Genomic DNA, 24,166 nt, shown 5'->3' on the forward strand with positions numbered 1-24,166 from the left:
TACGGTGTGAAGCAGTCGAGCAAGCTCGACTCTACGGATCAAGGCAGTCGGGCAGGTTACGAGGTGGCCGGTCGGTCAGGCGGCCGAAGGCATCGCCGGTTCCCCGGCGATCAGGCGGTTGAAGTACTCGCTGGTCAGCGCGATCTGGCTGGCCGGGTCCTCGGCGCGGTTGACCACCGCGCGGAAGGCAGCGTTTTCCGGGCGGTCCTTGGCGTACCAGCCCAGGTGCTTGCGGGCGATGCGCACGCCCTGCGGTTCACCATAGAAGGCATGCAGCGCGTGCAGGTGGCCCAGCAGGATGTCGCGCACTTCCTGCAGCGACGGCGGCGGCAGTTCCTGGCCGGTGGCCAGGTAGTGCGCCACCTCGCGGAAGATCCACGGCCGGCCCTGCGCGGAACGGCCGATCATCACCGCGTCCACGCCGGTCTGCTGCAGCACGTGGGCAGCCTTCTGCGGCGAATCGATATCGCCGTTGGCGATGACCGGGATGCGCAGCGCGGCCTTGATCTCGCCGATCGTGGCGTACTCGGCCTGGCCGGTGTAATGCTGGTCGCGGGTCCGGCCATGCACGGCCAGCGCGGCGATGCCGCTGTCCTCGGCGATGCGCGCGATCACCGGCCCGTTGCGGTGGTCGCAGTCCCAGCCGGTGCGGATCTTCAGCGTGACCGGTACGTCGACCGCGTTGACCACGGCTTCAAGGATGCGCGCCACCAGCTGCTCGTCGCGCATCAGCGCCGAACCGGCCCAGGCGTTGCACACCTTCTTGGCCGGGCAGCCCATGTTGATGTCGATGATCTGCGCGCCATGGTCGACGTTGTAGCGCGCGGCCTCGGCCAGCTGCTGCGGCTCGGTACCGGCGATCTGCACGCTGATCGGCGCCGGCTCGCCCTCGTGGTCCATGCGGTGGATCGACTTGCGCGTGTTCCAGAAGCGCGGGTCGCTGATGGTCATTTCCGAGGCGGCCAGACCCGCACCCAGCCGTTTGCACAGCAGGCGGAAGGGCTTGTCGGTGACGCCGGCCATGGGCGCCAGCACGACGTTGGGGGCAATGGTGTACGGGCCGATCTGCATGCGCCCATTGTAGGCCGCCGGGCGCGGCGCGAAGGTGCCGGCAGGGGCCCTGTTCAGGCCAATCCGGACCCTCGTCATGCCGCACCGGCATCAGCAGATGCTTGATGGTCGGTTCCGCCGCCCCCACGGCCGGGTCATGGTGGGCGGCTGGGTCATGGGGCCGTGTCGCCGGACACAAAAAAGCCCGGGTGTCTGCACACCCGGGCTTCTCATCCACGCATGGCGTGGATCTACTTGGCTTCAGCGTCGGCCGGGGTGAAGCGCGGCATCGCCGCAGCGGCGCCTTCCTTCTCGGTGGAACGGCCGGCGAACTGGTTGGCGAAACGCACGTGGCGGGCGAACGGCGCGTCCGGCACCTGGGCGATCGAGGCCGCCAGGGCGCCGTTGAAGGCATCACCGGCACCGGTGGTGTCGATCGCCTGTACCTGTTCGGCACCCACGCGGTAGTACGGCTGGGTGTCGCCACGCAGGTTCTCTTCGGCGTGCGAAACGAACACGCCCACCGCACCCAGGGTGACCACCACGGTGCCGTTGCCGACCAGCTTGCGGCACAGCGCGTGCAGGCTGGCGCCGTCCAGTGCGGCCACGTCGTCGGCATCCACGCGCTCACCGACATGGCGGCCGAGCAGGGACGCGAACTCGGTCTCGTTCGGGGTCAGCACATCGGCCAGCTTCAGCAGGCCGATGCTGGACGGCGCGTCGGCCGGGGCGGCGTTCAGCACGGTGGTGACACCGGCTTCGCGCGCTGCTGCCAGGGCCGCTTCAATCGTCTGCACCGGCGATTCCAGCTGCACCAGTACCACCTTGGCACCGGCCAGCAGGGCCTGCTGCTGCTCCAGGAACCCGGTGCTCAGCGCGGCGTTGGCGCCCGGGCCGATGACGATGGTGTTGCGGCCACGGGCATCGACGTAGATGCCGGCGGTGCCGGTCGGCTCGCTGCTGGCCTCGGCGATCAGCGCGAAGCCGTCCTGCGCGGCCAGGTCACGTGCCGTCGCACCACCGGCGTCATCGCCCAGCGCGCACACGAACGTCGTCTCGGCGCCGGCACGGCAGGCGGCCACGGCCTGGTTGAAGCCCTTGCCACCCGGGCCGGTGCTGTAGCGGCCGGCAATGGTCGCGCCCGGCGCCGGCAGCGCTTCGCACCGCCACACGTGATCGACATTGAAGGAACCGACGACAACGACACTGCTGCTCATAGGGGATGTCTTCTCAAACAAGGGTTCAACTGAAGTGCGTCAGCACGCCGGCGATGGTGGCCGTCATGAAGGTGGCAATGGTACCGCCCAGCACGGCGCGCAGGCCGAACTTGGCCAGGTCGTGGCGACGTTCCGGGGCCAGGCCACCGATGCCGCCGATCTGGATGGCGATCGAGCTGAAGTTGGCGAAGCCGCACAGGGCGTAGGTCGCGATCAGGCGGCCTTCGTCGGACAGCGACACGCCGGCGACCTGGCCGTTCACGATCTGCGACAGCTCGGTGTAGGCCACGAATTCGTTGATGACGACCTTCTGGCCGATCAGCGAACCGACAGTGGTGGCATCGGCCCACGGGGTGCCGATGACCCAGGCGATCGGGGCCAGCACGTAGCCGAAGATGGTCGACAGGTTGGTCGGCTTGCCGATGGCGGCGGCCAGGCCGGTGACATCACCGATCCAGGTCAGCGGGGCGTTCAGCAGGGCGATCAGGGCGATGAAGGCCAGCAGCATCGCACCGATGTTCAGCGCCAGCTTCAGGCCGTCACCGGCGCCGGCCGCAGCCGCGTCGATGATGTTGCTGGAGGTCTTCTCCACTTCCATCTTCACGGTGCCGCGGGTCAGCGGGGTGCCGGTTTCCGGAATCAGCAGCTTGGCCACGACCAGGGTGGCCGGGGCCGCCATGATGCTGGCGGCCAGCAGGTGCTTGGCATAGAAGGCCTGCTGCACCGGATCACCGCCGCCCAGCATGCCCACGTAGGCCGCCAGCACGCCGCCGGCGATGTGGGCCATGCCGCCGATCATCATGGTCAGCAGCTCGGACTGGGTCATCTTGGCGATGTACGGGCGCACGGTCAGCGGCGCCTCGGTCTGGCCGATGAAGACGCTGGCGCAGACGCTGGTGGTTTCCGCACCCGACACGCGCATCACCTTGGTGATCGACCACGCCATCACGCGGACGATGCCCTGCATGACGTTCAGGTGGTACATCACGCCCATCAGCGCCGAGAAGAAGATGATGGTCGGCAGCACCTGGAAGGCGAAGATGAAGCCGTAGTTCTTGGTGTCCATCAACGAGCCGAAGATGAAGCCCGAGCCCTCGTTGACGAAGCTGAGGATCTTGACGAAGCCCTTGCCCAGGGCATCGAACACGTCGCGCCCGCCGGGCACCAGGATCACCAGCGCCGCGAAGGCGATCTGCAGGGTGATGCCGGTGATGACCAGCTTCCAGTCCACCGCGCGCTTGTTATTGGAAAACAGCCAGGTGATGCCGATCAGCACCGCCAACCCGAAAAGGCCGAAGCCGATCCTGCCCAAACCTTCGACCATGAGAGCTCCCCCCGGGGGCGCGCGAAAAACGGGAAGCCTAGTGCAGGGCCGGGGCTGGGGCAAGGAAAAGCAGCGTGCGCGAGCCCATCGGCAGCGAACAAGCCAGCAACGGCAAGGGGTTGCCGCCGCCGGGGCCGGGTAGAATGGGGTTCGATCCCGGCCCGTATGCGGGCCTGCAACAGGAGAATCGCATGCTCTATCGTCGCCTCGGCTCCACCGGCCTGCCGGTGTCCGCCCTGTCCTTCGGCGCCTGGGTGACCTTCGGCGACCAGGTGCCGCGTGACGAGGCCCGCAACCTGATCGCTGCCGCCTGGGATCACGGCATCAACTTCTTCGACAACGCCGAGGGCTATGCCAACGGCCGCGCCGAGCAGGTGATGGGCGATGTGATCGCCGACCTGCGCCTGCCGCGCGACGGCTACTGCGTGTCCAGCAAGGTGTTCTTCGGCAGCGCCCAGGATCCGCGCCCGACCCAGCGCGGCCTGTCGCGCAAGCATGTGACCGACGCCTGCCATGCCGCGCTCAAGCGCCTGCGCGTGGACTACCTGGACCTTTATTACTGCCACCGCCCGGATCCGGACGCGCCGATCGCCGAGACCGTGCATGCCATGGACACCCTGGTCCGGCAGGGCAAGGTGCTGTACTGGGGCACCTCCGAGTGGTCGGCCACGCAGATCGAGGAAGCGGTGGACATCGCCGCCCGCCACAACTGGCAGGCACCGTCGATGGAACAGCCGCAGTACAACCTGCTGCACCGCGAGCGGGTGGAAGTGGAATACGCCCCGCTGTACGCCAGCGCCGGGCTGGGCACCACCATCTTCTCGCCGCTGGCCTCGGGCCTGCTCAGCGGCAAGTATGACCAGGGCATTCCGGCCGACGCACGGCTTGGCCGCGAGGGCATGGGCTGGCTGCAGGATCTGGTGCTGGGCCAGAACGCGGCCGTGCGCCTGGCCCAGGTGCGCCGCTTCAGCGAGGTCGCCGCCGAGCTGGGCCATGCCCCGGCCAGCCTCGCCATCGCCTGGTGCCTGCGCAATCCCAACGTCTCCAGCGTGATCCTTGGCGCCAGCCGGGTCAGCCAGCTGCTGCAGAACCTGCAGGCGCTGGATGTGCTGCAGCAGGTGGACGATGCCGGCTGGGCGCGGGTGGAAGCGGTCTTCGCCTGACCGCCACGACGCGCGGATCGGTCCGTCGATCCGCGCTTTCCATTGATGAGATCTATCGAAATCGTGAATTCGATCATAAATCCCATTAATGGAAGTGAGAATGGTTGTTGATTGTCAACTGAGAATCATTATCATCTAACGCGTCCCTCGCACGAGTCCAGATGCTCATGAATGCTCAACCTGTACTGCTGCGCCCCGAAACGCTGACCCTGCGCGACCGCCCGGTGCGCGTCGTTCCGCCGGAAGAAGTGATCGACAGCGAAGCCCTGCTGAAGGGCCGCCGCGAAATCCTGATCCAGCACGGCGACCGTTTCTACCGGCTGCGCCACACCAGCAACGACAAGCTGATCCTGACCAAGTAACGCGGCCTGGTCGCCCGCCTCCCTCCCTCGTGTCGGCAGCGCCGGCAGGGTGGGCGACCCGTCCGCTCCCGCTCTCTCCCCCTCGGCTGTCCGTGCACGCCTGGCGTGCCGGTGGCCGGGGGCTCCCCCTGCCTGATCGATTACCGCCGATGACCCGCCCGACTGCCCTGTCCGTTGCCCTGTGGATGGCCTTGCCGCTGTCCGCCCATGCTGCTGCCGATGCCGCGCCCGAAGCGCGCGAATTTGATCGGGTGCAGGTCACCGCCACCCGCACCGAACGTGCGGTCAGCGACGTGGCCGCCACCGTCGATGTGATCGACCGCGAGCAGATGGACCGGCAGCTGGCGCACGACATCAAGGACCTGATCCGCTACGAACCCGGCCTGTCGGCCGGCCGCAGCGCCACCCGCTTCGGCCTGGGCAGCATCCGCATCCGCGGCCTGGATGGCAACCGCGTGCGCATCCAGACCGATGGCATCGCCATGCCGACCAGCTTCAACATCGGCTCGTTCTCCAATGCCAACCGCAACTTCACCGACCTGGACACGCTCAAGCGTGTGGAGATCATGCGCGGCCCGGCCAGTTCCCTGTACGGCTCGGACGCCCTCGGCGGCGTGGTGGCCTTCGTCACCAAGGACCCGGCCGACTACCTGAAGGACGGCAAGGACAGCTACGCCGGCCTGAAGTTCGGCTATGACGGCGAGTGGAAGGGCCTGCTGGGCGGCGTCACCGGCGCCTGGGGCGGCGAACACTGGAGCGGCATGGTCAACATCAACCATCGCCAGGGCCAGGAAACCGGCAACCAGGGCGACATCCGCAGCCTCGACAACACCCGCACCGCCGCCAACCCGCAGGATCGCGACGGTCGCAGCGGCCTGGCCAAGCTGGTGTACGCGCCCAGCGAAGATCAGCGTTTCCGGCTGACCGTGGAAGGCAACGAAGACAACACCGATACCAACGTGTTTTCTTCCATCGACCACACCACCACGACCAGCATGAAGGCGCGCGACACGCAGAACCGCACGCGGGTGTCCTTCGCCCATGAAATGGATGCGCTGGACAAGGGCTTCGCCGACAGCCTGCATTGGCAGCTGTACACCCAGCACAGCGAAACCACCCAGATCACCGATGAAGGCCGCGCCAACCGCAGCCGCCGCCATCGCGAATTCAACTTCGACCAGCGTGCGTGGGGTCTGCAGGCGCAGTTCAACAAGGCGTTCAGCACCGGCAGCGTCGAACATGCGCTGACCTACGGCTTCGACGGCGCGCGCACCGACATCCGCCAGAAGCGCGACGGCTACCAGATGCTGGCCAACGGCCAGGTCACCAGCACGCTGCTGCCGGATGTATTCCCGGTACGCGATTTCCCGATCAGCAAGACCACCGAGCTGGGCCTGTACGCGCAGGATGAAATGCGCCTGGCCGACGGCAGGCTCTCGCTGGTGCCCGGCGTGCGCGTGGACCGCTACGAACTGAAGCCGCAAGTGGACAGCATCTTCGCCGAAGACAATCCCGGCGTGCCCGTGTCCAAGCTGAGCAAGACCAGCGTGTCGCCGAAGTTCGGCCTGGTCTACCGCTTCACCGATGCGTGGTCGCTGTTTGCCGGCTATTCGCGCGGCTTCCGCTCGCCGCCGTACAACGACGTCAATCTCGGCTTCACCAACTTCGCCTTCGGCTACACCGCCATTCCCAACCCGGACCTCAAGCCGGAAACCAGTGATGGCGTGGAGCTGGGCCTGCGGTTCGTCGCGCCGGTGGCGTATGTCAGCCTCAGCGGCTACTACAACGACTACAAGGATTTCATCGAGTCGCAGTCGCTGGTCGGCACCAACGACCAGGGCCTGATGGTGTTCCAGTCGCGCAACATCGCCGACGCGCGCATCTACGGTGCCGAACTGAAGGCCGGCGTGGATTTCGGCCAGGTCAGCCCGGCGCTGCAGGGCTGGGCACTGCGCAGTGCAGTGGCCTGGTCGCGCGGTGACAACAAGACCGAAGACACGCCGCTGGATTCCATCGACCCGCTGCGCGGCACCGTCGGCCTGATGTATGACACCGACACCTGGGGCGTCGAACTGGCCGGCACCTTCGTCAAGCGCAAGGACCGCGTTGCAACCGCGACCGCCTACCGCCCGGCCGGCTATGGCGTGGCTGACCTGATGGCGCACTGGAACTTCGCGCCGGGTGCCACCGTCAACGTCGGTGTGTTCAACCTGGGTGACAAACGCTACATCGACTGGTCCAACGTGGGCTCGACCCTGTCGGCCAGCAGCACCGTCCTGGACCGCTATACCAGCCCCGGCCGCACCCTGTCGGCCAGCCTTGCCGTTTCCTGGTGAATCCCATGAGCCGAGCCCTGTCTGCACGTCGCCTGTCGTCCTTCCTGCCGCACCACGCGCTGCAGGCCTGGCCCACGCCGGCGCAGCTGGCCGCGCTGGGCACCGTGCTGTGCCTGTACCACGCTGACAGCAGCGAACTGGGCGGTTGGCGCCAGGCCGTTTCGGTGCACGCCTGCCAGGGCGTGGACAGTGAAGGGGTGCGCGAAAGCCTGTGTTTCCTCGACGGCCGTGGTCGCTGCGTGTGGCGCCTGTACCTGCTGCCGGACAGCGATTTCCTGGCGTGGGACCGGCTGGTGGCGTCGTTGCCGCCGGGCCCGGAACATGATGCCGAAGGCAGTGTCGGCGAGCGCCTGTGGCGGCGCCTGGCCGGCCACCTCGGGGGCCAGCGTTGGCGCCTGTGCGCGCTGCGCCTGCATGCCGCCGATGAAGGCCGCACCCTGGCCGCCAGCCTGTCCACGCTGTCCTCGCTGGGCGCCACGACGGCACGCCGCATCGCGCGGCTCGAGGGTGCCGAGGGCGAGCTGTCCATCGATGACTGCTGCTGCGCCGATGCCGCGCGCAGGCCCGCACCCCGCATTCCGGGCGAGCTGCCGCTGGTGCGCCTGTAACCCGAACCTGAAGGATCGAATGCGGCCATGGATGGCCACCCCTCGAACGTGACACCCCGAAGGAATTCCAGATGAAGTTGCAGACAGCCAGCGTGATGGTGCTGATCGCCGCAAGCGGTGCAGCCAGCGCGCAGCCCTCCGATATCGCCCGTGACCACGCCAGCATCCTGGCCATGCAGGGCGAGTACACCGTGGATTTCGCCTTCGACGAAACCGTGCTGCTGAAGCCGGGCTACGAGCGTGCGCCGGCCATGCGCAGTGCCGGCAACGAAGTGGTGATCGTGGTTGAAGACAGCCCGCGCCGCGTTGTCCTGCAGCACCTGCTGGTGGACGCCAAGAGTGGCCACGTGACCAAGCACTGGCGCCAGGACTGGGTGTATGAAGCCCCCAACCGGTTCGAGTTCAGCGCCGACCAGACCTGGCAGGTACGCACGATCGCAGCGGCCACCAACACGGGCGCCTGGACCCAGTGCGTCTACGAAGTGAGCGACGCCCCGCGCTACTGCGGCACCGGCACCTGGACCTACGACAACAACGTGCCGACCTGGACCAGCGACATCAGCTGGCGCCCCCTGCCGCGCCGCGAATACACCAAGCGCAGCGACTACAACGCGCTGGCCGTGGTCAACCGCCACACGCTCACGCCGAACGGCTGGACCCACGAACAGTTCAACACCAAGGTGCAGCGCAACGCCGACGGCAGCCAGGTGGAGATCGCCCGCGAGTTCGGCTTCAACGACTACATCAAGACCACCGAGGTCGACTTCACCCCGGCGCGCGACTACTGGAAGGCGACTGCCGGCTACTGGGCCAAGGTGCGCCAGCGCTGGGACGGCTTCCTGACCCAGGCCCCGGGCGTGCACCTGAAGACCAAGCTGGATGGCATGGCGATGATCATCCCGCTGTTCACCCAGGCCGACGACATCCAGTCGGGCAAGAAGGTGAAGGACAAGCAGATCGACGAAGTGTTCGCCAAGTACGTGGAAAAGGCCCAGTAACGTCGGGCCGCAACCGCATCCATGCACGGCGTGTATCTACCGGCGGATCGTCAGTAGATCCACGCCACGCGTGGATGCGCTTATTCCTTGAACATCAGAAACGCCGCCAGCACGATCAGCCCGAACGCGGCGTAGTGGTTCCACTTCAGCGGCTGGCCCAGGTAGAACGCGGAGAACACCGCAAACACCACCAGGGTGATCACTTCCTGCATGCCTTTCAGCTGCGGCGCCGAATACACCGCGCTGCCCAGCCGGTTGCCCGGCACCTGCATGCAGTACTCGAAGAAGGCGATGCCCCAGCTGACCATGATGACCATCATCAGCGGCGCGCTCTTGTACTTCAGGTGGCCGTACCAGGCGAAGGTCATGAAGATGTTGCTGCCGAGCAGCAGCAACACCGGGTACAGGTAAGCGGCGAACGACGTGCCGGGCATCCGGGCGATCTCATCAGGTGGGGCGCGCAGCATACAGCCGGCCCCACCCGCAGCGTGTCACGGCGGCGTCAGGCCTCGCGCAGGGCCAGTGCCGGCGGGGTGTGCAGGATCGCCCGCGTGCCCCACCAGCCGGCCAGCAGGCTCAGGCCGATGCCGACCAGCCCACCCAGCAGCAGCCCAGGCCAGGGCGGCAGCAGCGGCAGTTCGAACACCTTCTGCGACACCGCCACGCCGATGCCGGCGGCCGCACCCACGGCCAGCAGCGCGGCCAGCGCACCCAGCGCGCCGAACTCCACCAGCACCGCACCGCGCAGCTGCCGCCGCGTGGCCCCCAGCGTGCGCAGCACCGCGCTGTCGTAGCGGCGCTCGCCGGCCGTGGCCTGCAGCGCGGCCAGCAGCACCAGCACGCCGGCCAGCAGGCTGAACACCATCACCAGCTGCACCGCCTGCGCGACGCGGTTCATCACCTCGCGCACCTGCGAGATCACCGCGTCCACATCCAGCAGCGACAGGTTGGGTTGCTCGCGCACCAGCGCACCCAGGCCCGCCGCCTTGCCGGCCGGCAGATGGAACGCCGACAGCAGGTTGTGCGGCGTATCGCCCACCGCGTTGGGGTTGAGCAGCACGAAGAAGTTCGGGCGGAAGGTGTTCCAGTCCGCCTTGCGCACGCTGGTCACGGTGAACTCGCGTTCCTGCTCGCCCACGGCAATGGTGATGCGGTCGCCGGGATACACGCCGTAGCGCTTGGCCCAGCCGATCTCCACCGAGGCTTCCGGCGCGGTGCTGTCGGCCTTCCAGAACGTGCCGTTGACCAGCGTGTTGGCCGGCGGGAAGGTGCTGCGCCAGCTGAAGTTCAACGGCCGGTTCTCGTCATCATCGTCGCGCTGGGCCTCGCCCTGTGCCGGCGTGCCGTTCTGTTCCGGGGTGCGGTCCACGCGCAGCGGCGGCTTGCCGTTGATCGCGATCAGGCGGCCGGTGGCCATGGGCTCAACGCTGGCATCGGCCGCGCCCAGCCCCTGCAGCGCGGCCAGCACGCCGTCGCGCTGTTCGGGCTGGATGTTGATCAGGAAGTAGTTGGGCGTGTTCTCCGGCAGGCGCTCGCGCCATTGCTGCAGCAGGCCGGGGCCGGTCACGGCCAGCAGCAGCAGCGCGCACAGCGACAGCGACAGCCCCACCAGCTGCATCACCGCCAGCATCCGGCGCCGGGTCAGCGCGGCCAGGCCCAGCCGCCAGTTGCCATGCAGGCGGTGCTGCAGGCCGCGCAGCAGCTGCAGCAGCAGGAAGCCGACCACGCCGGCGGCCAGCGCCAGCGCCGCCAGGCCGCCCAGCACCCACAGGGCCAGCTTCAGATCGCCGGTGACCTGCACCGCCAGCAGCAGGCTGGCCCCCAGCGCGGCCACGTAGGCCAGCAGCGAAGCTGGCGGCAGGGCGGCGAAGGAGCGGTTGAGCACGCGCATCGGCGGCACCCCGCGCAGGCGCAGCAGTGGCGGCAGGCCGAAGCCGAACAACAGCAGCAGGCCGATGCCCGCGCCGGTCAGCGCAGGGGTGGCCTCGGGCAGCGGCAGGCGCTGCGGCACCAGGCTGCCCAGCACCTGCACCAGGCCTTCCTGCGCGGCCATGCCCAGGCCGATGCCGAGCACGCAGGCCGGCACCGCCAGCATCAGCAGCTGCAGCGCCAGGCCGGCCAGGATGTCGCGCTGGCGCGCACCCAGGCAGCGCAGGATCGCCACCTGGTCGATGCGGCGCAGGGCGAAGCGGTTGGCCGCCAGCGCCGTAGCCACGCCGGCCAGCAGCACCGCCAGCAGCGCGCTGAGGCCGAGGAAGCGGCCGGCCAGATCAAACGCCTGGCGCACGCCACGCTGGGTGTCGTCCACGCTCAGCAGGCGCATGCCCTTCACCTGCGGCAGCAGCCACTGCCGGTACGCGGCCACCTGGGCGGGCGCACCGGCCACCATCAACCGGTAGTTGATGCGGCTGCCGGGCCCAAGCAGGCCGGTGCCGTCCACGTCGGCGCGGTTCACCAGCAGGGTGGGGGACAGGGTCAGCAGGTCGCCGCCGGTGTCCGGCTCGGCCTCGATGATGCCGGCCACGCGCAGCGTGCCCGCACCGAATTCCAGTGCATCACCGACCTTCAGCCCCAGCGCCTGCAGCAGGCGCGGGTCGGCATAGGTCTGGCCCTGCGGCGGCATGCCGGCATCGGCGATCAGCGCGCCGCCCGGCGTGGCCCGCACCCGCAGCGTGCCGCGCAGTGGGTAGCCGGCCTGCACCGCCTTGATGCTGGCCATCTGGCTGGCATCGCCGTTGAACAGCACGCTGCCGAAGCCGGCGATGCGCGTATGTGCCAGCCCGCGCCGCTGCGCTTCCTCGGCGAAGACCGCCGGCGGATCGCTGCGCCCGGCCACGCCGAGGTCGCCGCCCAGCATCTCGGCCGCGCTGCCGGTCAGGGCCAGGTTGACCCGGTTGACCAGGGTGCCCACGGCGGTCATCACCGCCACGCCCAGCACCAGTGCGGCGAACACCGTCAGCAGGTCACCGGCCAGGGCTTCGCGGCGCAGCGCGCGCCAGGCGTGCCGCAGCAGGTTCATGCCTGTGCCCCGTACTCGACCGCCTGCAGGCGGCCATTGTCGATGCGATGGATGTACTGGCAGCGCTGCGCCAGGCGCAGGTCGTGGGTGACCAGCACCAGGGTGGTGCCGCTGCCGGCATTGAGTTCGAACAGCAGGTCGCTGATGTGCTGGCCGGTGGCCTGGTCCAGCGAACCGGTGGGTTCATCGGCGAACAGGATGCGCGGGCGGGTGACGAAGGCGCGGGCCAGGGCGACGCGCTGCTGTTCGCCACCGGACAGCTGCCGTGGGTAATGGCGGGCGCGGTGCGACAGGCCGACCTGGGCCAGCACTTCATCGACCCGCGCGCGGTCCTCGCGGCCGGCCAGTTCCAGCGGCAGTGCGACGTTTTCGGCCGCCGTCAGCGCCGGCAGCAGGTGGAAGCTCTGGAACACGAAGCCCACTTCGCGCGCACGCAGCTGCGCCCGGGCTTCCTCGTCCAGCGCGCCCAGCGATTGCCCGGCCAGGGTGATGCCGCCGCGGCTGGGCAGGTCCAGCCCGGCCAGCAGGCCGAGCAGGGTGGTCTTGCCGGAACCGGAGGCCCCGACAATCGCCACGCTGGTGCCTTCATGTACCGTGAGGGTGATGTTGTCCAGTATGTGGACTTCACCCTCCGGGCCATGCACGGATTTGCCGACCTGGTCGACGGCGATGGCGACGGACGCGCTGCGGGGGGACAGGCTGTCGATGAGGAGACTCCAATGCGCATTACAGGGTGGAGCCGGCAAGCCGGCACGATGATGGTGCTGCTGCTAGGGTTGCTGCTGTGGTCCGGGCTGGCGTGTGCCAAAGGTCCGGCCGGCACGGTGCTGGTGCTCGGCGACAGCCTCAGTGCTGCCCACAATATCCCGGCCGACGCAGGCTGGGTCAGCCTGCTGGACAAGCGGGTCAGGCAGCAGTCGAAAACCCCGCCGCGCATCGTCAATGCCAGCATGAGCGGGGAAACCACCGCTGGCGCGCTGACCCGCCTGCCGGGCCTGCTGGCCAAGGAGAAGCCGAGCGTGGTGGTCATTGCCCTGGGCGGCAACGACGCGCTGCGTGGGCTGACCCCGGCGCAGGTGCAGGGCAACCTGGAAAAGATGCTGCTGGCCAGCCGCGCCGCCGGGGCCAAGGTGCTGCTGCTGGGCATCGACGTGCCGCCCAACTACGGCCCGGCCTACCGCCAGCGCCTGGCCGCCGCCTACCGCGTCCTGGCCGACAAGTACCAGGTGCCGCTGCTGCCGTTCCTGCTGGAAGGCGTGGCCCTGCAGCCGGGGCTGATGCAGGCCGACGGCCTGCACCCCACCGCGCAGGCCCAGCCGAAGGTGCTGGACAACGTCTGGCCGCTGCTCAAGCCGCTGCTGTGAATCTTTTTTCAGCGTCTTGACGGAACTTCACATCGCGTCCACCGTCGATCGGGCATGTTTCACAAAGCTGAAGAAAGAGGGACTCACATGCGTCAGACGAAGGAGACTTCCGGCTTGGTGCTGGTGGTCGAGGACAACCGCAACATCTCCGAGATGATCGGCGAATACCTGGAAGGCCGTGGCTTCGAGGTGGACTATGCGCAGGATGGCCTGGACGGCTACCGTCTGGCGGCTGAAAACAGCTACGACGTGGTCGTGCTGGACCTGATGCTGCCGCGCCTGGATGGCATCGAAGTGTGCCGCCGCCTGCGCAACGATGCACGCAAGTCGACCCCGGTGCTGATGCTGACCGCGCGCGATACGCTGGACGACAAGCTCACCGGCCTGGGTTTTGGTGCCGATGACTATCTGACCAAGCCGTTCGCCATCCAGGAACTGGAAGCCCGCCTGCGCGCCCTGATCCGCCGCGAACGTCGCCAGGTGGGTTCGGAAGTGCTCAAGGTCGCCGACCTGGTGCTCGATCCGGTCAGCATGCGGGCCACCCGCGCCGGTACCGAACTGCAGCTCTCGCCCATCGGCCTGCGCCTGCTGACCATCCTGATGCGGGAATCGCCCCGCGTGGTCACCCGCCAGGAAATCGAGCGCGAGATCTGGGGCAATGGGCTGCCGGATTCGGACACCCTGCGCAGCCACCTGTACAACCTGCGCAAGATCATCGACAAGCCGTTCGACCGTCCGCTGCTGCACACCGTGCAGAGTGCCGGTTACCGCATCGCCGACATCGCCCAGCCCATGGCCTGAGCAGTGCCGGCGCAGGAACAGGCCCGCCCCGGCTTCGGCCGGGTCGCGGGGCAGGGAACGGGCCGTCGGCCGCACGCGGGGTCATCCCCCGTGCACGTCGCCGGCACGTCGCGCTGCCTATAATCGCAGCGCTTCAACCGGGACCCCGCAATGCCGCACGGCCTGCCGCGCAAGATCCGTATCGCTTTCATCCTGCAGGCAGTGCTGGCCAGCGTGGGCATCCTGCTCGGTGCCTGGCTGGTCTCGCTGGTGATCAAGCACAGCCTGGTGGGCGCCGCCCTGCGCGAAGAGGCGGCCTACTACTGGACGCTGCACGAGGCCTCGCCCGCGCAGCCGCCGCCCAACACCCAGAACATCCGTGGCTACCTGCTCGAGCGCGGGCGCTCCAGCCTGTCGCTGCCGGCCAACCTGCGCACGCTTGAACCCGGTTTCCACGAACTGCCCGACGATGACCAGCTGGTGCTGGTCGATGCCCGGGCCGAAGGCCGCCTGTACCTGGTGTTCCTGCGCTCGCGCGCGGAAATGCTGGCCTTCTGGTTCGGCATCGTACCGGTGCTGCTGACCCTGCTGGCGGTGTATGGCGCCAGTTGGGTGACCTACCGTGCGTCCAAGCGGCTGGTGTCGCCGGTGAACTGGCTGGCGCGCCGGGTGTCGCGTTGGGACCCCGGCCACCCCGAAGCAGCCGACCTGGAGCCGGACAAGCTGCCCGCCGACATGCAGGGCGAGACCCGCCAGCTGGCGGCCGCGCTGCATTCACTGGCCAACCGGGTTACCGACCACGTGGCCCGCGAACGCAACTTCACCCGCGATGCCAGCCACGAGCTGCGCACGCCGCTCACCGTGATCCGCGTGGCCAGCGACATGGCGCTGGGCGATGACAGCCTGGAACCGCGCCTGCGCCGCAGCCTGCAGCGCATCCAGCGCGCCGGGCGGGACATGGAAGCGGTGATCGATGCGTTCCTGATCCTGGCCCGCGAGGCCGACATCGAACCGCAGATCGAGCTGTTCGATGTCAACGACATCGTCCGCTACGAGGTGGACAACGCCAACGAACTGCTGGGCAACCGCCCGGTGGCGGTGCACCTGCACAGTGCCGGCCCGGTGCAGCTGCATGCCCCGCCGCGCGTGCTGCAGGTGGTGGTCAGCAACCTGGTGCGCAACGCCTGCAACTACACCGACGAAGGCCGCATCGACGTGCAGGTCGAGCCTGACCGGGTGGTGGTGCGGGATACCGGCATCGGCATGTCGGCCGAAGCGCTGGCCCGCGCGTTCGAGCCGTTCTACCGCGCCGAGCCGGACCGCCCGCAGGGCACCGGCCTGGGCCTGTCGATCGTGCGCCGGCTGTGCGACCGCTTCGGCTGGAAGGTCGCCCTGGCCAGCGAGCCGGGCAAGGGCACCGAAGCGACGGTCATCTTCCGCTGACCCAGGACGCCGGGCAAGGCCCGGCGCTACCGGGGTCGGATCCCGTTGCCACGCAACGGGCTCTGACCCCATGCCGGTTCGGCGCGGAAACCCTGCGCCGCCGGGCATGGCCCGGCGCTACCAGTAGATCCACGCCATGCGTGGATGAATCCCATGTCACGCCCTGCTCAATCGCACTTCACCTTCGGCGCCACCGCCTTGGTCCAGATCGCGTAGCCGGCCGGGGTCATGTGCAGCATGTCCTCGCGGAACAGCTTCGCATCCGGCTGGCCATCGGCACCCAGCATCGGGGTGTAGATGTCGGTGTAGCCGGTGTTGGGCAGCTTGGCCAGGGCGGTCCTGATCATCGCGTTGGCCTGGTTGATCGCCGGCAGCAGGTGCGCGCGCGACGGGCTGGGCTTGATCGACAGGTATTCCACCTTGGTCTTCGGCAGGTCGCGATGCACGCGCTGCACGAAGGCCACCACGTCATCGCGGACCTGGGTCGCGCTGCGGCCGCTGTTGAGGTCGTTGTCGCCGGCATAGAAGAACACCTTGCACGGCGCATACGGCACCACGACCTGGCCGGCATACCAGGTGCTGTCGCGCACTTCCGACCCGCCGAAGCCACGGTTGAACACCGGCTGGCCGGGGAAGTCCTGGGCCAGGCTCTCCCAGAAGCGGATCGAGGAACTGCCGATGAACTCGATGCCACCGCGCGGCGGCGGGTTGCTCTGGTCGGCCTTGAGGAAGCTGGCCATGTCGCCTTCCCAGGCCACGTTGGACACCTGTTCGGGTACGCGCGGCGGGGCCGGCGGGCTCAACGCCTGGGCCAGCGGGGCCAGGGCCAGCAATCCAAGCGACAGCAGGCAGGTACGGGCGACGGACATCAGGGGCTCCAGCAAGGGCAGGGGACACCCATCATAGGAGTTCGCCGCGGTGCTGCGCTTGCCGATGGCGGGTCGTTGGCCGGCCCGCGCGGGGTGCCGCCGCCGCCCTTGTGGCAAAATGGTGGCTGTCTGCCCATTCCTGTGCACCCATGATTGCCTGCCGTGCGTCTGAGCGGTCGCTGCGCCGCGCCCCTGTTGCTGGATGTTCCACCCGTGGCTGATCAGTTCGGCCACATGCCCCGCGGCCCGCGCCGCATCTTCCAGGCCGCCCGCTGGTCCTGGCAGGGCCTTCGTGCTGCCTGGCTGCACGAGTCCTCGTTCCGGCTGGAGGTCTACCTGCTGGTGCTGCTGACCCCGCTGGCGCTGTGGCTGGGCCAGACCCCGGTCGAGCGCGCGCTGATGATCGGCTCGATGCTGCTGGTGCTGGCGATGGAACTGGCCAATTCGGCCATCGAAGCGGTCATCGAGCGCTACGGCGCCGAGATCCACGAGCTGGCCGGCCGCGCCAAGGACATGGGCTCGGCGGCCGTCTTCGTGCTGATGATGAACGTGCTGCTGTGCTGGGCGCTGGTCGTGGTGCCCCACCTGCTGGCCGGCGCTTACGCCTGAACCCCCATTCCCCACTGTCCTGAAGAGTTTCCATGTCCTTTGAGTTCCTCGCCGACCCCAATGCCTGGGTAACCCTGTTTACCCTCAGCGCCCTGGAAATCGTGCTCGGCATCGACAACCTGGTGTTCATCTCCATCGCCGTCAGCAAGCTGCCGGAAGAGCGTCGCCCGTTCGCCCGCAAGCTCGGCATCGCCGTGGCCTGCATCACCCGCATCGGCCTGCTGGTATCGCTGGCCTACCTGGCGCACATGGCCGCCAACCTGTTCACCGTGGCCGGCATGGGCATCTCCATCCGCGACCTGGTGCTGATCGTCGGTGGCCTGTTCCTGATCATCAAGGGCTACATGGAGATCAAGGAGCTGATCACCGGTGGCGAGGATGAAGACCCCACCACCACCAAGGCCTCGGCCGTGTTCGGCTACGTCATCGCGCAGATCGCGGTCATCGACATCGTGTTCTCGCTGGATTCGGTGATCACCGCCGTCGGCATCGCCGACCACATCCCGGTGATGGTCGCCGCCATCCTGCTGTCGGTGCTGGTGATGCTGCTGGCCGCCAACCCGCTGGGCCGCTTCATCGATGCCAACCCGACGGTGAAGATGCTGGCCCTGGCCTTCATCCTGCTGATCGGCGCGGTGCTGATCCTGGACGGCCTGGACGTGCACGTGCCCAAGCCCTACATCTACGCCGCGATGGGCTTCTCGGTGCTGGTGGAGTGGCTGAACCTGCTGATGCGCCGCCGCGCACGCGACCACCACGTGCCGGGCGCCGGCAACTGGTAAGCGATCCACCCAGGACCCCCGGCACTGCCGGGGGTTCTGCGTTGTGGGGCCGCTGCGCTCGCCGGGCATGGCCCGGCGCTACCGTTCGTGGTGGGGTCTGGTAGCGCCGGGCCATGCCCGGCGGAATGCGGCCACCACCTGTGAACCGGGGTCAACACTGTTTTCCCGCGGCGAGGCTTAATCGGCGGCGGCAAAGCGCGCAGGCTACGCAGCTTCCCGTTTCCTCCCCACAGGAGCCCCCATGAATTCCAGAGCCGCCCTGCTTGCGCTGGCCGTCGGTGCCTTCGGCATCGGCACCACCGAGTTCACCCCGATGGGCCTGCTGCCCGTCATCGCCAGTGGCGTGGGTGTCAGCATCCCCACCGCCGGCATGCTGATCACCGCCTATGCCGTGGGCGTGATGGTCGGCGCGCCGATCATGACCCTGCTGATGGGCCGCTTCTCGCGGCGTACCGCGCTGATGCTGCTGATGTCGATCTTCATCGTCGGCAACCTGCTGTCCGCGCTGGCGCCCAACTATGGCCTGCTGTTGCTGTCGCGCCTGGTCACCAGCCTCAACCACGGTGCCTTCTTCGGCATCGGTGCGGTGGTGGCGGCCAGCCTGGTGCCGAAGGAAAAGCAGGCGGCTGCGGTGGCGACCATGTTCATGGGCCTGACCATCGCCAACATCGGCGGCGTGCCGCTGGCCACCTGGGTCGGCCAGCAGCTGGGCTGGCGCCTGGCGTTTGCCGGCACCGCGGTGCTGGGCTTAGTGGCGATCACCGCGCTTGCGCTGGCCCTGCCGGCCTCGGCGCCGGGCGCGCGGCCGGACGTGCGCCGCGAGCTGAAGGCGATCCTGCAGCCGCAGGTGCTGCTGGCGATGGCGACCACGGTGCTGGGCGCCGGTGCCATGTTCACCCTCTACACCTACGTGGCGCCGGTGCTGACCGAGCTGACCGGCGCATCGAATGCCTTCATTGCGATGTCGCTGGCGCTGATCGGCATCGGCTTCACCTTCGGCAATGGCATTGGCGGGCGCATGGCCGACTGGTCGCTGGACGGTGCCACGCGCATCCTGCTGGCGGCGCTGGCCGTGCTGATGCTCGTGCTGCCGCTGGCGCTGCTGAACCACGTGACCGCAGCCATTGGCATGCTGCTGTTCGGCGCAGCGACGTTCGCGATCGTGCCGCCGCTGCAGATCCGGGTGATGCAGGCCGCGACCGATGCGCCGGGGCTGGCGTCGTCGATCAATGTCGGTGCGTTCAACCTGGGCAATGCGGTGGGTGCGGCGCTGGGTGGCGCGGTGATCAGCGCGGGGCTGGGCTATGCGGCGATTCCGGTGGCCGGTGGTCTGCTGGCGGCGGCGGGGTTGCTGCTGGCGTGGCTGGGGCGGACGCGCGCGCCGGTGGCTGAGGCCTGTTGAGGGGTGTGGGGTTCCGGCAGGGCTTGCAGCCCTGCACCCGCAGAATCAACGTCAACGTCAAAAGCGGTGCTGGTTTTCTGCTGGTTGGGCGGGGCGGTGTGGGCTTGCAGGACACGCCGTAAACCCGTCCATGGGGGCTCGTAGGCGCCATCCATGGCGCCTGCGGTCCTGCAAGCCCACACCGCCCCACCCCCGACAGGTCCACTCGGCTGTTGGTGGGTGCCGACCGTTGGTCGGCACGAATGCCTGGAGCATGGGCTTTTGATTTTTGCTCTTTTTGATCTTTCCCGCGGTGCCAGGAAACTGTCCATGGTCGGGAGGGTGGGTTGGCTGGGGGCGCGAGCGCCATGGATGGCGCTCACGAGCCTCCATGGACGGATTCACGGCGTCCCCCAGCCAACCCACCCTCCCGACCAAACCCGAGATCCAGCACACCCACACCCACCGCGGAGGGGGCCCAGCCCGTTGGCCGACACCCCCGACCTCCACGCTGGCGTTAACGCGAACCATGGCATGCTCGGCAGCCAGTCCACCCGGAACTCCCGCCATGCGCCTGTTCACACGCGTCCTGCCCCTGTTGCTGCTAGCATCCCTGCTCTCCGGCTGCGGCTACAACGCCATCCAGCAGAAGGATGAAGCGGTCAAGGCCAGCTGGTCCGAAGTGCTCAACCAGTACAAGCGCCGCGCCGACCTGGTGCCCAACCTGGTGCAGACCGTCAAAGGTTTCGCCAGCCAGGAAGAGCGCGTGCTGACCGAAGTCACCAACGCCCGCTCGCGCGTCGGCCAGATCAACGTCAACGCCGATGACGAAGCCTCGCTCAAGCAGTTCCAGCAGGCGCAGGGCGAACTGGGCAGCGCGCTGTCGCGCCTGCTGGTGGTCACCGAGAATTACCCGGTGCTGAAGTCCGACGCGAACTTCCGCGACCTGCAGGCGCAGCTGGAAGGCACCGAGAACCGCATCACCGTGGCCCGCGGTCGTTACATCCAGCAGGTGCAGGACTACAACACCTACATCCGCTCGTTCCCGCAGCTGGTCACCGCGAAGATCTTCGGCTACCAGCCCAAGCCCAACTTCAGCGTCGACAACGAAGCGCAGATCTCCAACGCGCCGGCGGTCGATTTCGGCAACGCGCCGCAGCAGCCGGCACCGCAGCCGGCGCACTGAGTCATGCGCCTCGCCACCGCGCTGCTGCTGGCGCTCCTGCTGTGGCTGCCGCTGGCGTCGCAGGCGCAGCAGCTGGCGCCGATTCCCGCGCTGGATTCGCCGGTGGTCGACACCACCGGCACCCTCGATGCCACGCAGAAGCAGGCTCTGGTGCAGCAGGCGCTGGCGCTGCAGCAGCGCAAGGGCAGCCAGCTGCAGGTGCTGGTGGTGCCCAGCACGCAGCCGGAGGATATCGCCCAGTACACCACCCGCGTCTTCGACCAGTGGCAGATCGGCCGCAAGGGCGTGGATGACGGTGTGCTGCTGGTGGTGGCCAAGGACGATCGCCGCGTACGCATCGAACCGGGCTACGGCCTGGAAGGCGCCATTCCCGATGCCATCGCCAACCGGGTCATCCAGGAATACCTGGTGCCGCGCTTCCGCAGCGGCGATTACGCCGGCGGCATCACCGATGCGACGGCCATGCTGGTCAGGCTGGTCGACGGCGAGCCGCTGCCAGCGCCGGTCAGTGGCCATCGTGGCCGCGAGCCGGGTGGTGGCGGCGATACCTGGATCCTGGCGCTGTTCATCGGCGTGTTCGCCGGCAGCATCCTGCGCGGGGTGTTCTCACGGGTGCCACGCCCGCTGCGCGGCCTGCTGGGCGGCGGTGGTGCGGCGCTGGCCGCTTTCATCTTCACCTCCACCGTACTGGCCAGCGGCCTGGCCGGCATTGTCGGCCTGGTGGTGGCGATGCTGTCCGGCCATCCCGGGCGTTTTGCCGGGGGGGGCGGCTGGGGCGGCGGCAGCTGGGGTGGGGGCGGTGGCTTTGGCGGTGGTGGCGGTTTTGGTGGCGGCGGCGGCTGGGGCGGCGGTGGTGGCCGCTCCGGTGGCGGCGGTGCCTCGGGGGGCTGGTGATGATCCGGCGCCTGTGCCGCCATGTCCTGGCACCCTCGGTGCGGCGGGCCTTCCCGCCGGCCACCCTGCAGGCCATCACCGAGGCCATCGCCACCGGCGAGGCCCGCCACGGTGGCCAGGTGATGTTTGCCGTCGAGGCGGACCTGCCGCTGCAGGCGCTGTGGCGGGGCATGACCCCGCGGCAGGCGGCCGAGCAGGCCTTCGCCCAGCTGCGCACCTGGGACACCCACCACAACAACGGCGTACTGATCTACCTGCTGCTGGCCGACCACGCCATCGAGATCGTGGCCGACCGCGGCCTGCACGGCCGGGTCAGCCCGGCGCAGTGGCAGCGGATCTGCACCCACCTGCGCGAGGGCCTGCGCGGGGCCAACCCGGTCGAGGCGCTGCGCAGCGCCATCGACGAGGTCTCCGCGCTGGTGGAAGGGCACTTTCCGGCCGCCACGCGGTCCGATGATGACGGCCTGCCCGACACCCCGCAGATCCTGGGTTGAGCCGTAAAATACCCGTACTCCCGCAAGGCAGCTTCCATGATCTATTTCCACGACATCGACCCCATCGCCCTTTCGCTGGGGCCGATCAAGGTGCACTGGTACGGCATCATGTACCTGCTGGGCTTCACTGCAGCCTGGCTGCTGGGCCGCAAGCGCATCGCCGAAGGCCGCCTGCCGGGCGTCGATGCCAACGGGTTCTCCGACCTGCTGTTCTACGCGATGCTCGGCGTGGTCCTGGGCGGGCGCATCGGCTACATGCTGTTCTATGCGCTGGGCGATTTCCTGCACAACCCGCTGCTGCTGTTCAAGGTGTGGGATGGCGGCATGAGCTTCCACGGCGGCCTGCTGGGCGTCATCGCGGCCTGCTGGTGGTGGTCGCGCAAGCACGCGCTGCACTTCTTCGACACCATGGATTTCATGGCCCCGCTGGTGCCGCTGGGCCTGGGCTTCGGCCGCATCGGCAACTTCATCGGCGCCGAGCTGTGGGGCAAGTACACCGATGGCAGCTGGGGCGTGGTCTTCCCGTCCGGCCTGCCGGCCCCGCTGAACCAGCTCGACACCGCCACCCTGCAGGCGCAGTTCGCCAGCGGCGCACTGAACCCGTACGCCCGCCATCCGTCGCAGCTGTATGAAGCGTTCCTGGAAGGCCTGGTGATGTTCGTGGTGCTGTGGGTGGTATCGGTCAAGCCGCGCCACCGCTACCTGATCGGTGGCCTGTTCGCGCTGCTGTACGGCATCTTCCGCTTCGCGGTGGAGTTCGTGCGCATGCCCGACAACGGCATCTACATGGCCTTCGGCTGGCTGACCAAGGGCCAGATCCTGTGCGTGCCGCTCATCGCCTTCGGCCTGGTGCTGCTGGCGTTGTCGCGCCGCGCGCCGGTGCTGCAGCCGCAGCCGCTGGTGGCCGCGGAGGGCAAGGCATGAAGGCCTACCTCGACCTGCTCTCGCATGTGCTTGAACACGGTGCGGAGAAGAGTGACCGCACCGGTACCGGTACCCGCAGCGTGTTCGGCTGGCAGATGCGCTTCGACCTCAACGAAGGCTTCCCGCTGGTCACCACCAAGAAGCTGCACCTGCGCTCGATCATCCACGAGCTGCTGTGGTTCCTGAAGGGCGATACCAACATCGGCTACCTGAAGGACAACCAGGTGCGCATCTGGGACGAGTGGGCCGACGAGAACGGCGACCTCGGCCCGGTCTACGGCAAGCAGTGGCGCAGCTGGGCCACCGCCGATGGCCGCGAGATCGACCAGATGCAGTGGCTGGTGGACGAGATCAAGCGCAACCCCGATTCGCGCCGGCTGGTGGTCAGCGCCTGGAACGTGGGCGAGCTTTCGCAGATGGCGCTGATGCCGTGCCACAACCTGTTCCAGTTCTACGTGGTGGACGGCAAGCTCAGCTGCCAGCTGTACCAGCGCAGCGGTGACATCTTCCTGGGCGTGCCGTTCAACATCGCCAGCTACGCGCTGCTGACCCACATGGTGGCGCAGGCCACCGGCCTGGGCGTGGGCGACTTCGTGCACACCCTGGGCGATGCGCACCTGTATTCGAACCACTACGAGCAGGCGCGCGAGCAGTTGTCGCGTGAACCGCGCGCGCTGCCCAAGCTGTGGCTGAACCCGGAGGTGACCGATCTGTTCGGCTTCCAGTTCGACGACATCCGCATCGACGGCTATGACCCGCACCCGGCCATCAAGGCCCCGGTGGCGGTGTGAGGCTGCGTACCTGCGCTTCCTCGCTGCTGGTGCTGGCCGGCGTGCTGTGCGCTGGCGCCCACGCGGCACCGGCCGATACGCTGGCGCTGGCGCGCCAGGTCAACGCACAGATCGTGCACAAGCAGGCGCGCGAGGAAGTGGATTTCTTCGCCCGGACCTTCGACGAGCACACCCGCCTGGCGGACGACGTGCCTGCCGCCTGCCGTGCGCAGATGCAGGAGGCGGTGACCGGCATGTATGCGGCGATGGTCGCGCACCTGCAGGCCGGCGTTGAAGCACCGGCGTACCAGCGGGCGCTGGAACAACGCCTGGCCGAGGTCTATTCCCGCGAGCAGCTGGAAGCGTTCCTGGCCAGCAGTGCCGACGCCGACATCGACACCGCGGTCCTGTCCCGGCAGGTGCTGGCAGGCCCTGGCCTGAGAGCGATGCAGGAAGCGCAGCAGCAGAAGCTGCTGGATGGGCTGGATCCGGAGTCCGCGACCGACCCGGCGCTGCAGGATGGCCTGCGTGCGACCAGCGCCGCCAGGGACGCCTGCGAACGCGCGCAGGCAGAAGCAGGCTGAGGAGGCTGC

Annotated in this window: 24 protein-coding genes; 17 read left to right on the forward strand and 7 right to left on the reverse strand. The window is 68.3% G+C overall.

What is annotated here, in order from left to right; translation table 11 throughout:
• Positions 1 to 75: 75 nt before the first annotated feature.
• The 3 genes from dusB to C1926_RS07815 all read right to left on the reverse strand — a co-directional run bounded on the left by dusB (position 76) and on the right by C1926_RS07815 (position 3,591).
• Positions 76 to 1,071, reverse strand: coding sequence for a tRNA dihydrouridine synthase DusB (gene dusB / locus C1926_RS07805; RefSeq protein ID WP_108760646.1), 996 nt, complete (start codon positions 1,069 to 1,071; stop codon positions 76 to 78).
• Positions 1,072 to 1,301: 230 nt separating this feature from the next.
• A complete protein-coding gene (locus tag C1926_RS07810; RefSeq protein WP_108758809.1) occupies positions 1,302 to 2,267 on the reverse strand; it encodes a ribokinase in 966 nt (321 codons plus the stop codon).
• Positions 2,268 to 2,292: 25 nt separating this feature from the next.
• Positions 2,293 to 3,591, reverse strand: a complete 1,299-nt coding sequence (locus C1926_RS07815) for a nucleoside transporter C-terminal domain-containing protein (RefSeq protein ID WP_108758810.1) — start codon at positions 3,589 to 3,591, stop codon at positions 2,293 to 2,295.
• Positions 3,592 to 3,782: 191 nt separating this feature from the next.
• On the opposite strand from C1926_RS07815, the gene C1926_RS07820 reads away from it, so the two are divergent.
• The 5 genes from C1926_RS07820 to C1926_RS07840 all read left to right on the forward strand — a co-directional run bounded on the left by C1926_RS07820 (position 3,783) and on the right by C1926_RS07840 (position 9,058).
• Complete coding sequence (locus C1926_RS07820) at positions 3,783 to 4,754, forward strand: aldo/keto reductase (RefSeq protein ID WP_079220663.1); 972 nt, start codon at positions 3,783 to 3,785, stop codon at positions 4,752 to 4,754.
• A 167-nt stretch (positions 4,755 to 4,921) separates the two neighbouring features.
• Complete coding sequence (locus tag C1926_RS07825; RefSeq protein WP_005412278.1) at positions 4,922 to 5,116, forward strand: hemin uptake protein HemP; 195 nt, start codon at positions 4,922 to 4,924, stop codon at positions 5,114 to 5,116.
• A gap of 149 nt (positions 5,117 to 5,265) precedes the next feature.
• Positions 5,266 to 7,452, forward strand: a complete 2,187-nt coding sequence (locus tag C1926_RS07830) for a TonB-dependent hemoglobin/transferrin/lactoferrin family receptor (protein WP_174214085.1) — start codon at positions 5,266 to 5,268, stop codon at positions 7,450 to 7,452.
• 5 nt (positions 7,453 to 7,457) lie between these two features.
• Positions 7,458 to 8,060: a Hemin transport protein gene (locus tag C1926_RS07835; RefSeq protein ID WP_108758811.1), complete on the forward strand. Its 603-nt coding sequence runs from the start codon at positions 7,458 to 7,460 to the stop codon at positions 8,058 to 8,060.
• A gap of 71 nt (positions 8,061 to 8,131) precedes the next feature.
• Positions 8,132 to 9,058 (forward strand): DUF6607 family protein, encoded by a 927-nt coding sequence (locus C1926_RS07840; protein ID WP_079220665.1) that lies wholly within the window; start codon positions 8,132 to 8,134, stop codon positions 9,056 to 9,058.
• An 80-nt stretch (positions 9,059 to 9,138) separates the two neighbouring features.
• On the opposite strand, the gene C1926_RS07845 is transcribed toward C1926_RS07840, so the two are convergent.
• The 3 genes from C1926_RS07845 to C1926_RS07855 form a co-directional block, all read right to left on the reverse strand.
• Positions 9,139 to 9,492, reverse strand: coding sequence for a DMT family protein (locus C1926_RS07845; RefSeq protein WP_108760648.1), 354 nt, complete (start codon positions 9,490 to 9,492; stop codon positions 9,139 to 9,141).
• A 68-nt stretch (positions 9,493 to 9,560) separates the two neighbouring features.
• On the reverse strand, positions 9,561 to 12,077 hold the full coding sequence (locus C1926_RS07850) for an FtsX-like permease family protein (protein WP_108758812.1): 2,517 nt from the start codon (positions 12,075 to 12,077) through the stop codon (positions 9,561 to 9,563).
• Positions 12,074 to 12,721, reverse strand: a complete 648-nt coding sequence (locus C1926_RS07855) for an ATP-binding cassette domain-containing protein (protein WP_079220668.1) — start codon at positions 12,719 to 12,721, stop codon at positions 12,074 to 12,076. The genes C1926_RS07850 and C1926_RS07855 overlap by 4 nt, the downstream gene beginning before the upstream one ends.
• A gap of 75 nt (positions 12,722 to 12,796) precedes the next feature.
• On the opposite strand from C1926_RS07855, the gene C1926_RS07860 reads away from it, so the two are divergent.
• The 3 genes from C1926_RS07860 to C1926_RS07870 all read left to right on the forward strand — a co-directional run bounded on the left by C1926_RS07860 (position 12,797) and on the right by C1926_RS07870 (position 15,664).
• Entirely contained in the window at positions 12,797 to 13,441 is a 645-nt protein-coding gene (locus tag C1926_RS07860) for an arylesterase (RefSeq protein WP_108758813.1), read from the forward strand.
• An 87-nt stretch (positions 13,442 to 13,528) separates the two neighbouring features.
• Positions 13,529 to 14,242 (forward strand): response regulator transcription factor, encoded by a 714-nt coding sequence (locus tag C1926_RS07865; protein WP_002811889.1) that lies wholly within the window; start codon positions 13,529 to 13,531, stop codon positions 14,240 to 14,242.
• Positions 14,243 to 14,392: 150 nt separating this feature from the next.
• Positions 14,393 to 15,664 carry a HAMP domain-containing sensor histidine kinase gene (locus tag C1926_RS07870; RefSeq protein ID WP_079220670.1) on the forward strand — a complete coding sequence of 424 codons (1,272 nt, stop codon included), beginning with the start codon at positions 14,393 to 14,395 and terminating at the stop codon, positions 15,662 to 15,664.
• Positions 15,665 to 15,831: 167 nt separating this feature from the next.
• Here the strand turns inward: C1926_RS07870 and C1926_RS07875 are convergent, their stop codons facing one another.
• Entirely contained in the window at positions 15,832 to 16,533 is a 702-nt protein-coding gene (locus tag C1926_RS07875; RefSeq protein WP_108758814.1) for an SGNH/GDSL hydrolase family protein, read from the reverse strand.
• A 213-nt stretch (positions 16,534 to 16,746) separates the two neighbouring features.
• Between C1926_RS07875 and C1926_RS07880 the strand changes: the two genes are divergently transcribed.
• The 9 genes from C1926_RS07880 to C1926_RS07920 all read left to right on the forward strand — a co-directional run bounded on the left by C1926_RS07880 (position 16,747) and on the right by C1926_RS07920 (position 24,157).
• Positions 16,747 to 17,142 carry a diacylglycerol kinase gene (locus C1926_RS07880; protein ID WP_079220672.1) on the forward strand — a complete coding sequence of 132 codons (396 nt, stop codon included), beginning with the start codon at positions 16,747 to 16,749 and terminating at the stop codon, positions 17,140 to 17,142.
• A 32-nt stretch (positions 17,143 to 17,174) separates the two neighbouring features.
• On the forward strand, positions 17,175 to 17,924 hold the full coding sequence (locus C1926_RS07885; RefSeq protein WP_079220673.1) for a TerC family protein: 750 nt from the start codon (positions 17,175 to 17,177) through the stop codon (positions 17,922 to 17,924).
• A gap of 241 nt (positions 17,925 to 18,165) precedes the next feature.
• Complete coding sequence (locus C1926_RS07890; protein ID WP_108758815.1) at positions 18,166 to 19,326, forward strand: MFS transporter; 1,161 nt, start codon at positions 18,166 to 18,168, stop codon at positions 19,324 to 19,326.
• A gap of 547 nt (positions 19,327 to 19,873) precedes the next feature.
• Positions 19,874 to 20,491, forward strand: coding sequence for a LemA family protein (locus C1926_RS07895; RefSeq protein ID WP_079220675.1), 618 nt, complete (start codon positions 19,874 to 19,876; stop codon positions 20,489 to 20,491).
• A gap of 3 nt (positions 20,492 to 20,494) precedes the next feature.
• Positions 20,495 to 21,385, forward strand: coding sequence for a TPM domain-containing protein (locus C1926_RS07900; protein ID WP_108758816.1), 891 nt, complete (start codon positions 20,495 to 20,497; stop codon positions 21,383 to 21,385).
• The gene (locus C1926_RS07905) at positions 21,385 to 21,879 is read left to right on the forward strand and encodes a TPM domain-containing protein (RefSeq protein ID WP_108758817.1); all 495 of its coding nucleotides are present in this window, start codon (positions 21,385 to 21,387) and stop codon (positions 21,877 to 21,879) included. The genes C1926_RS07900 and C1926_RS07905 overlap by 1 nt, the downstream gene beginning before the upstream one ends.
• A 36-nt stretch (positions 21,880 to 21,915) precedes the next feature.
• Entirely contained in the window at positions 21,916 to 22,803 is an 888-nt protein-coding gene (gene lgt / locus C1926_RS07910) for a prolipoprotein diacylglyceryl transferase (protein WP_108758818.1), read from the forward strand.
• Entirely contained in the window at positions 22,800 to 23,594 is a 795-nt protein-coding gene (locus C1926_RS07915; RefSeq protein WP_108758819.1) for a thymidylate synthase, read from the forward strand. The genes lgt and C1926_RS07915 overlap by 4 nt, the downstream gene beginning before the upstream one ends.
• On the forward strand, positions 23,591 to 24,157 hold the full coding sequence (locus C1926_RS07920) for a hypothetical protein (RefSeq protein ID WP_254057382.1): 567 nt from the start codon (positions 23,591 to 23,593) through the stop codon (positions 24,155 to 24,157). Before C1926_RS07915 ends, C1926_RS07920 begins: the two co-directional genes overlap by 4 nt.
• The last annotated feature ends 9 nt before the right edge of the window (positions 24,158 to 24,166 follow it).

Origin of the sequence: Stenotrophomonas sp. ZAC14A_NAIMI4_1 (assembly GCF_003086915.1) — a bacterium.
GTDB lineage: Bacteria > Pseudomonadota > Gammaproteobacteria > Xanthomonadales > Xanthomonadaceae > Stenotrophomonas.

Coding starts and splice junctions, on each gene's coding strand:
- dusB (WP_108760646.1), bottom strand. CDS start 1,071: ATGCAGATCGGCCCGTACACCATTGCCCCCAACGTCGTGCTGGCGCCC.
- C1926_RS07810 (WP_108758809.1), bottom strand. CDS start 2,267: ATGAGCAGCAGTGTCGTTGTCGTCGGTTCCTTCAATGTCGATCACGTG.
- C1926_RS07815 (WP_108758810.1), bottom strand. CDS start 3,591: ATGGTCGAAGGTTTGGGCAGGATCGGCTTCGGCCTTTTCGGGTTGGCG.
- C1926_RS07820 (WP_079220663.1), top strand. CDS start 3,783: ATGCTCTATCGTCGCCTCGGCTCCACCGGCCTGCCGGTGTCCGCCCTG.
- C1926_RS07825 (WP_005412278.1), top strand. CDS start 4,922: ATGAATGCTCAACCTGTACTGCTGCGCCCCGAAACGCTGACCCTGCGC.
- C1926_RS07830 (WP_174214085.1), top strand. CDS start 5,266: ATGACCCGCCCGACTGCCCTGTCCGTTGCCCTGTGGATGGCCTTGCCG.
- C1926_RS07835 (WP_108758811.1), top strand. CDS start 7,458: ATGAGCCGAGCCCTGTCTGCACGTCGCCTGTCGTCCTTCCTGCCGCAC.
- C1926_RS07840 (WP_079220665.1), top strand. CDS start 8,132: ATGAAGTTGCAGACAGCCAGCGTGATGGTGCTGATCGCCGCAAGCGGT.
- C1926_RS07845 (WP_108760648.1), bottom strand. CDS start 9,492: ATGCCCGGCACGTCGTTCGCCGCTTACCTGTACCCGGTGTTGCTGCTG.
- C1926_RS07850 (WP_108758812.1), bottom strand. CDS start 12,077: ATGAACCTGCTGCGGCACGCCTGGCGCGCGCTGCGCCGCGAAGCCCTG.
- C1926_RS07860 (WP_108758813.1), top strand. CDS start 12,797: ATGCGCATTACAGGGTGGAGCCGGCAAGCCGGCACGATGATGGTGCTG.
- C1926_RS07865 (WP_002811889.1), top strand. CDS start 13,529: ATGCGTCAGACGAAGGAGACTTCCGGCTTGGTGCTGGTGGTCGAGGAC.
- C1926_RS07870 (WP_079220670.1), top strand. CDS start 14,393: ATGCCGCACGGCCTGCCGCGCAAGATCCGTATCGCTTTCATCCTGCAG.
- C1926_RS07875 (WP_108758814.1), bottom strand. CDS start 16,533: ATGTCCGTCGCCCGTACCTGCCTGCTGTCGCTTGGATTGCTGGCCCTG.
- C1926_RS07885 (WP_079220673.1), top strand. CDS start 17,175: ATGTCCTTTGAGTTCCTCGCCGACCCCAATGCCTGGGTAACCCTGTTT.
- C1926_RS07890 (WP_108758815.1), top strand. CDS start 18,166: ATGAATTCCAGAGCCGCCCTGCTTGCGCTGGCCGTCGGTGCCTTCGGC.
- C1926_RS07895 (WP_079220675.1), top strand. CDS start 19,874: ATGCGCCTGTTCACACGCGTCCTGCCCCTGTTGCTGCTAGCATCCCTG.
- C1926_RS07900 (WP_108758816.1), top strand. CDS start 20,495: ATGCGCCTCGCCACCGCGCTGCTGCTGGCGCTCCTGCTGTGGCTGCCG.
- C1926_RS07905 (WP_108758817.1), top strand. CDS start 21,385: ATGATCCGGCGCCTGTGCCGCCATGTCCTGGCACCCTCGGTGCGGCGG.
- lgt (WP_108758818.1), top strand. CDS start 21,916: ATGATCTATTTCCACGACATCGACCCCATCGCCCTTTCGCTGGGGCCG.
- C1926_RS07915 (WP_108758819.1), top strand. CDS start 22,800: ATGAAGGCCTACCTCGACCTGCTCTCGCATGTGCTTGAACACGGTGCG.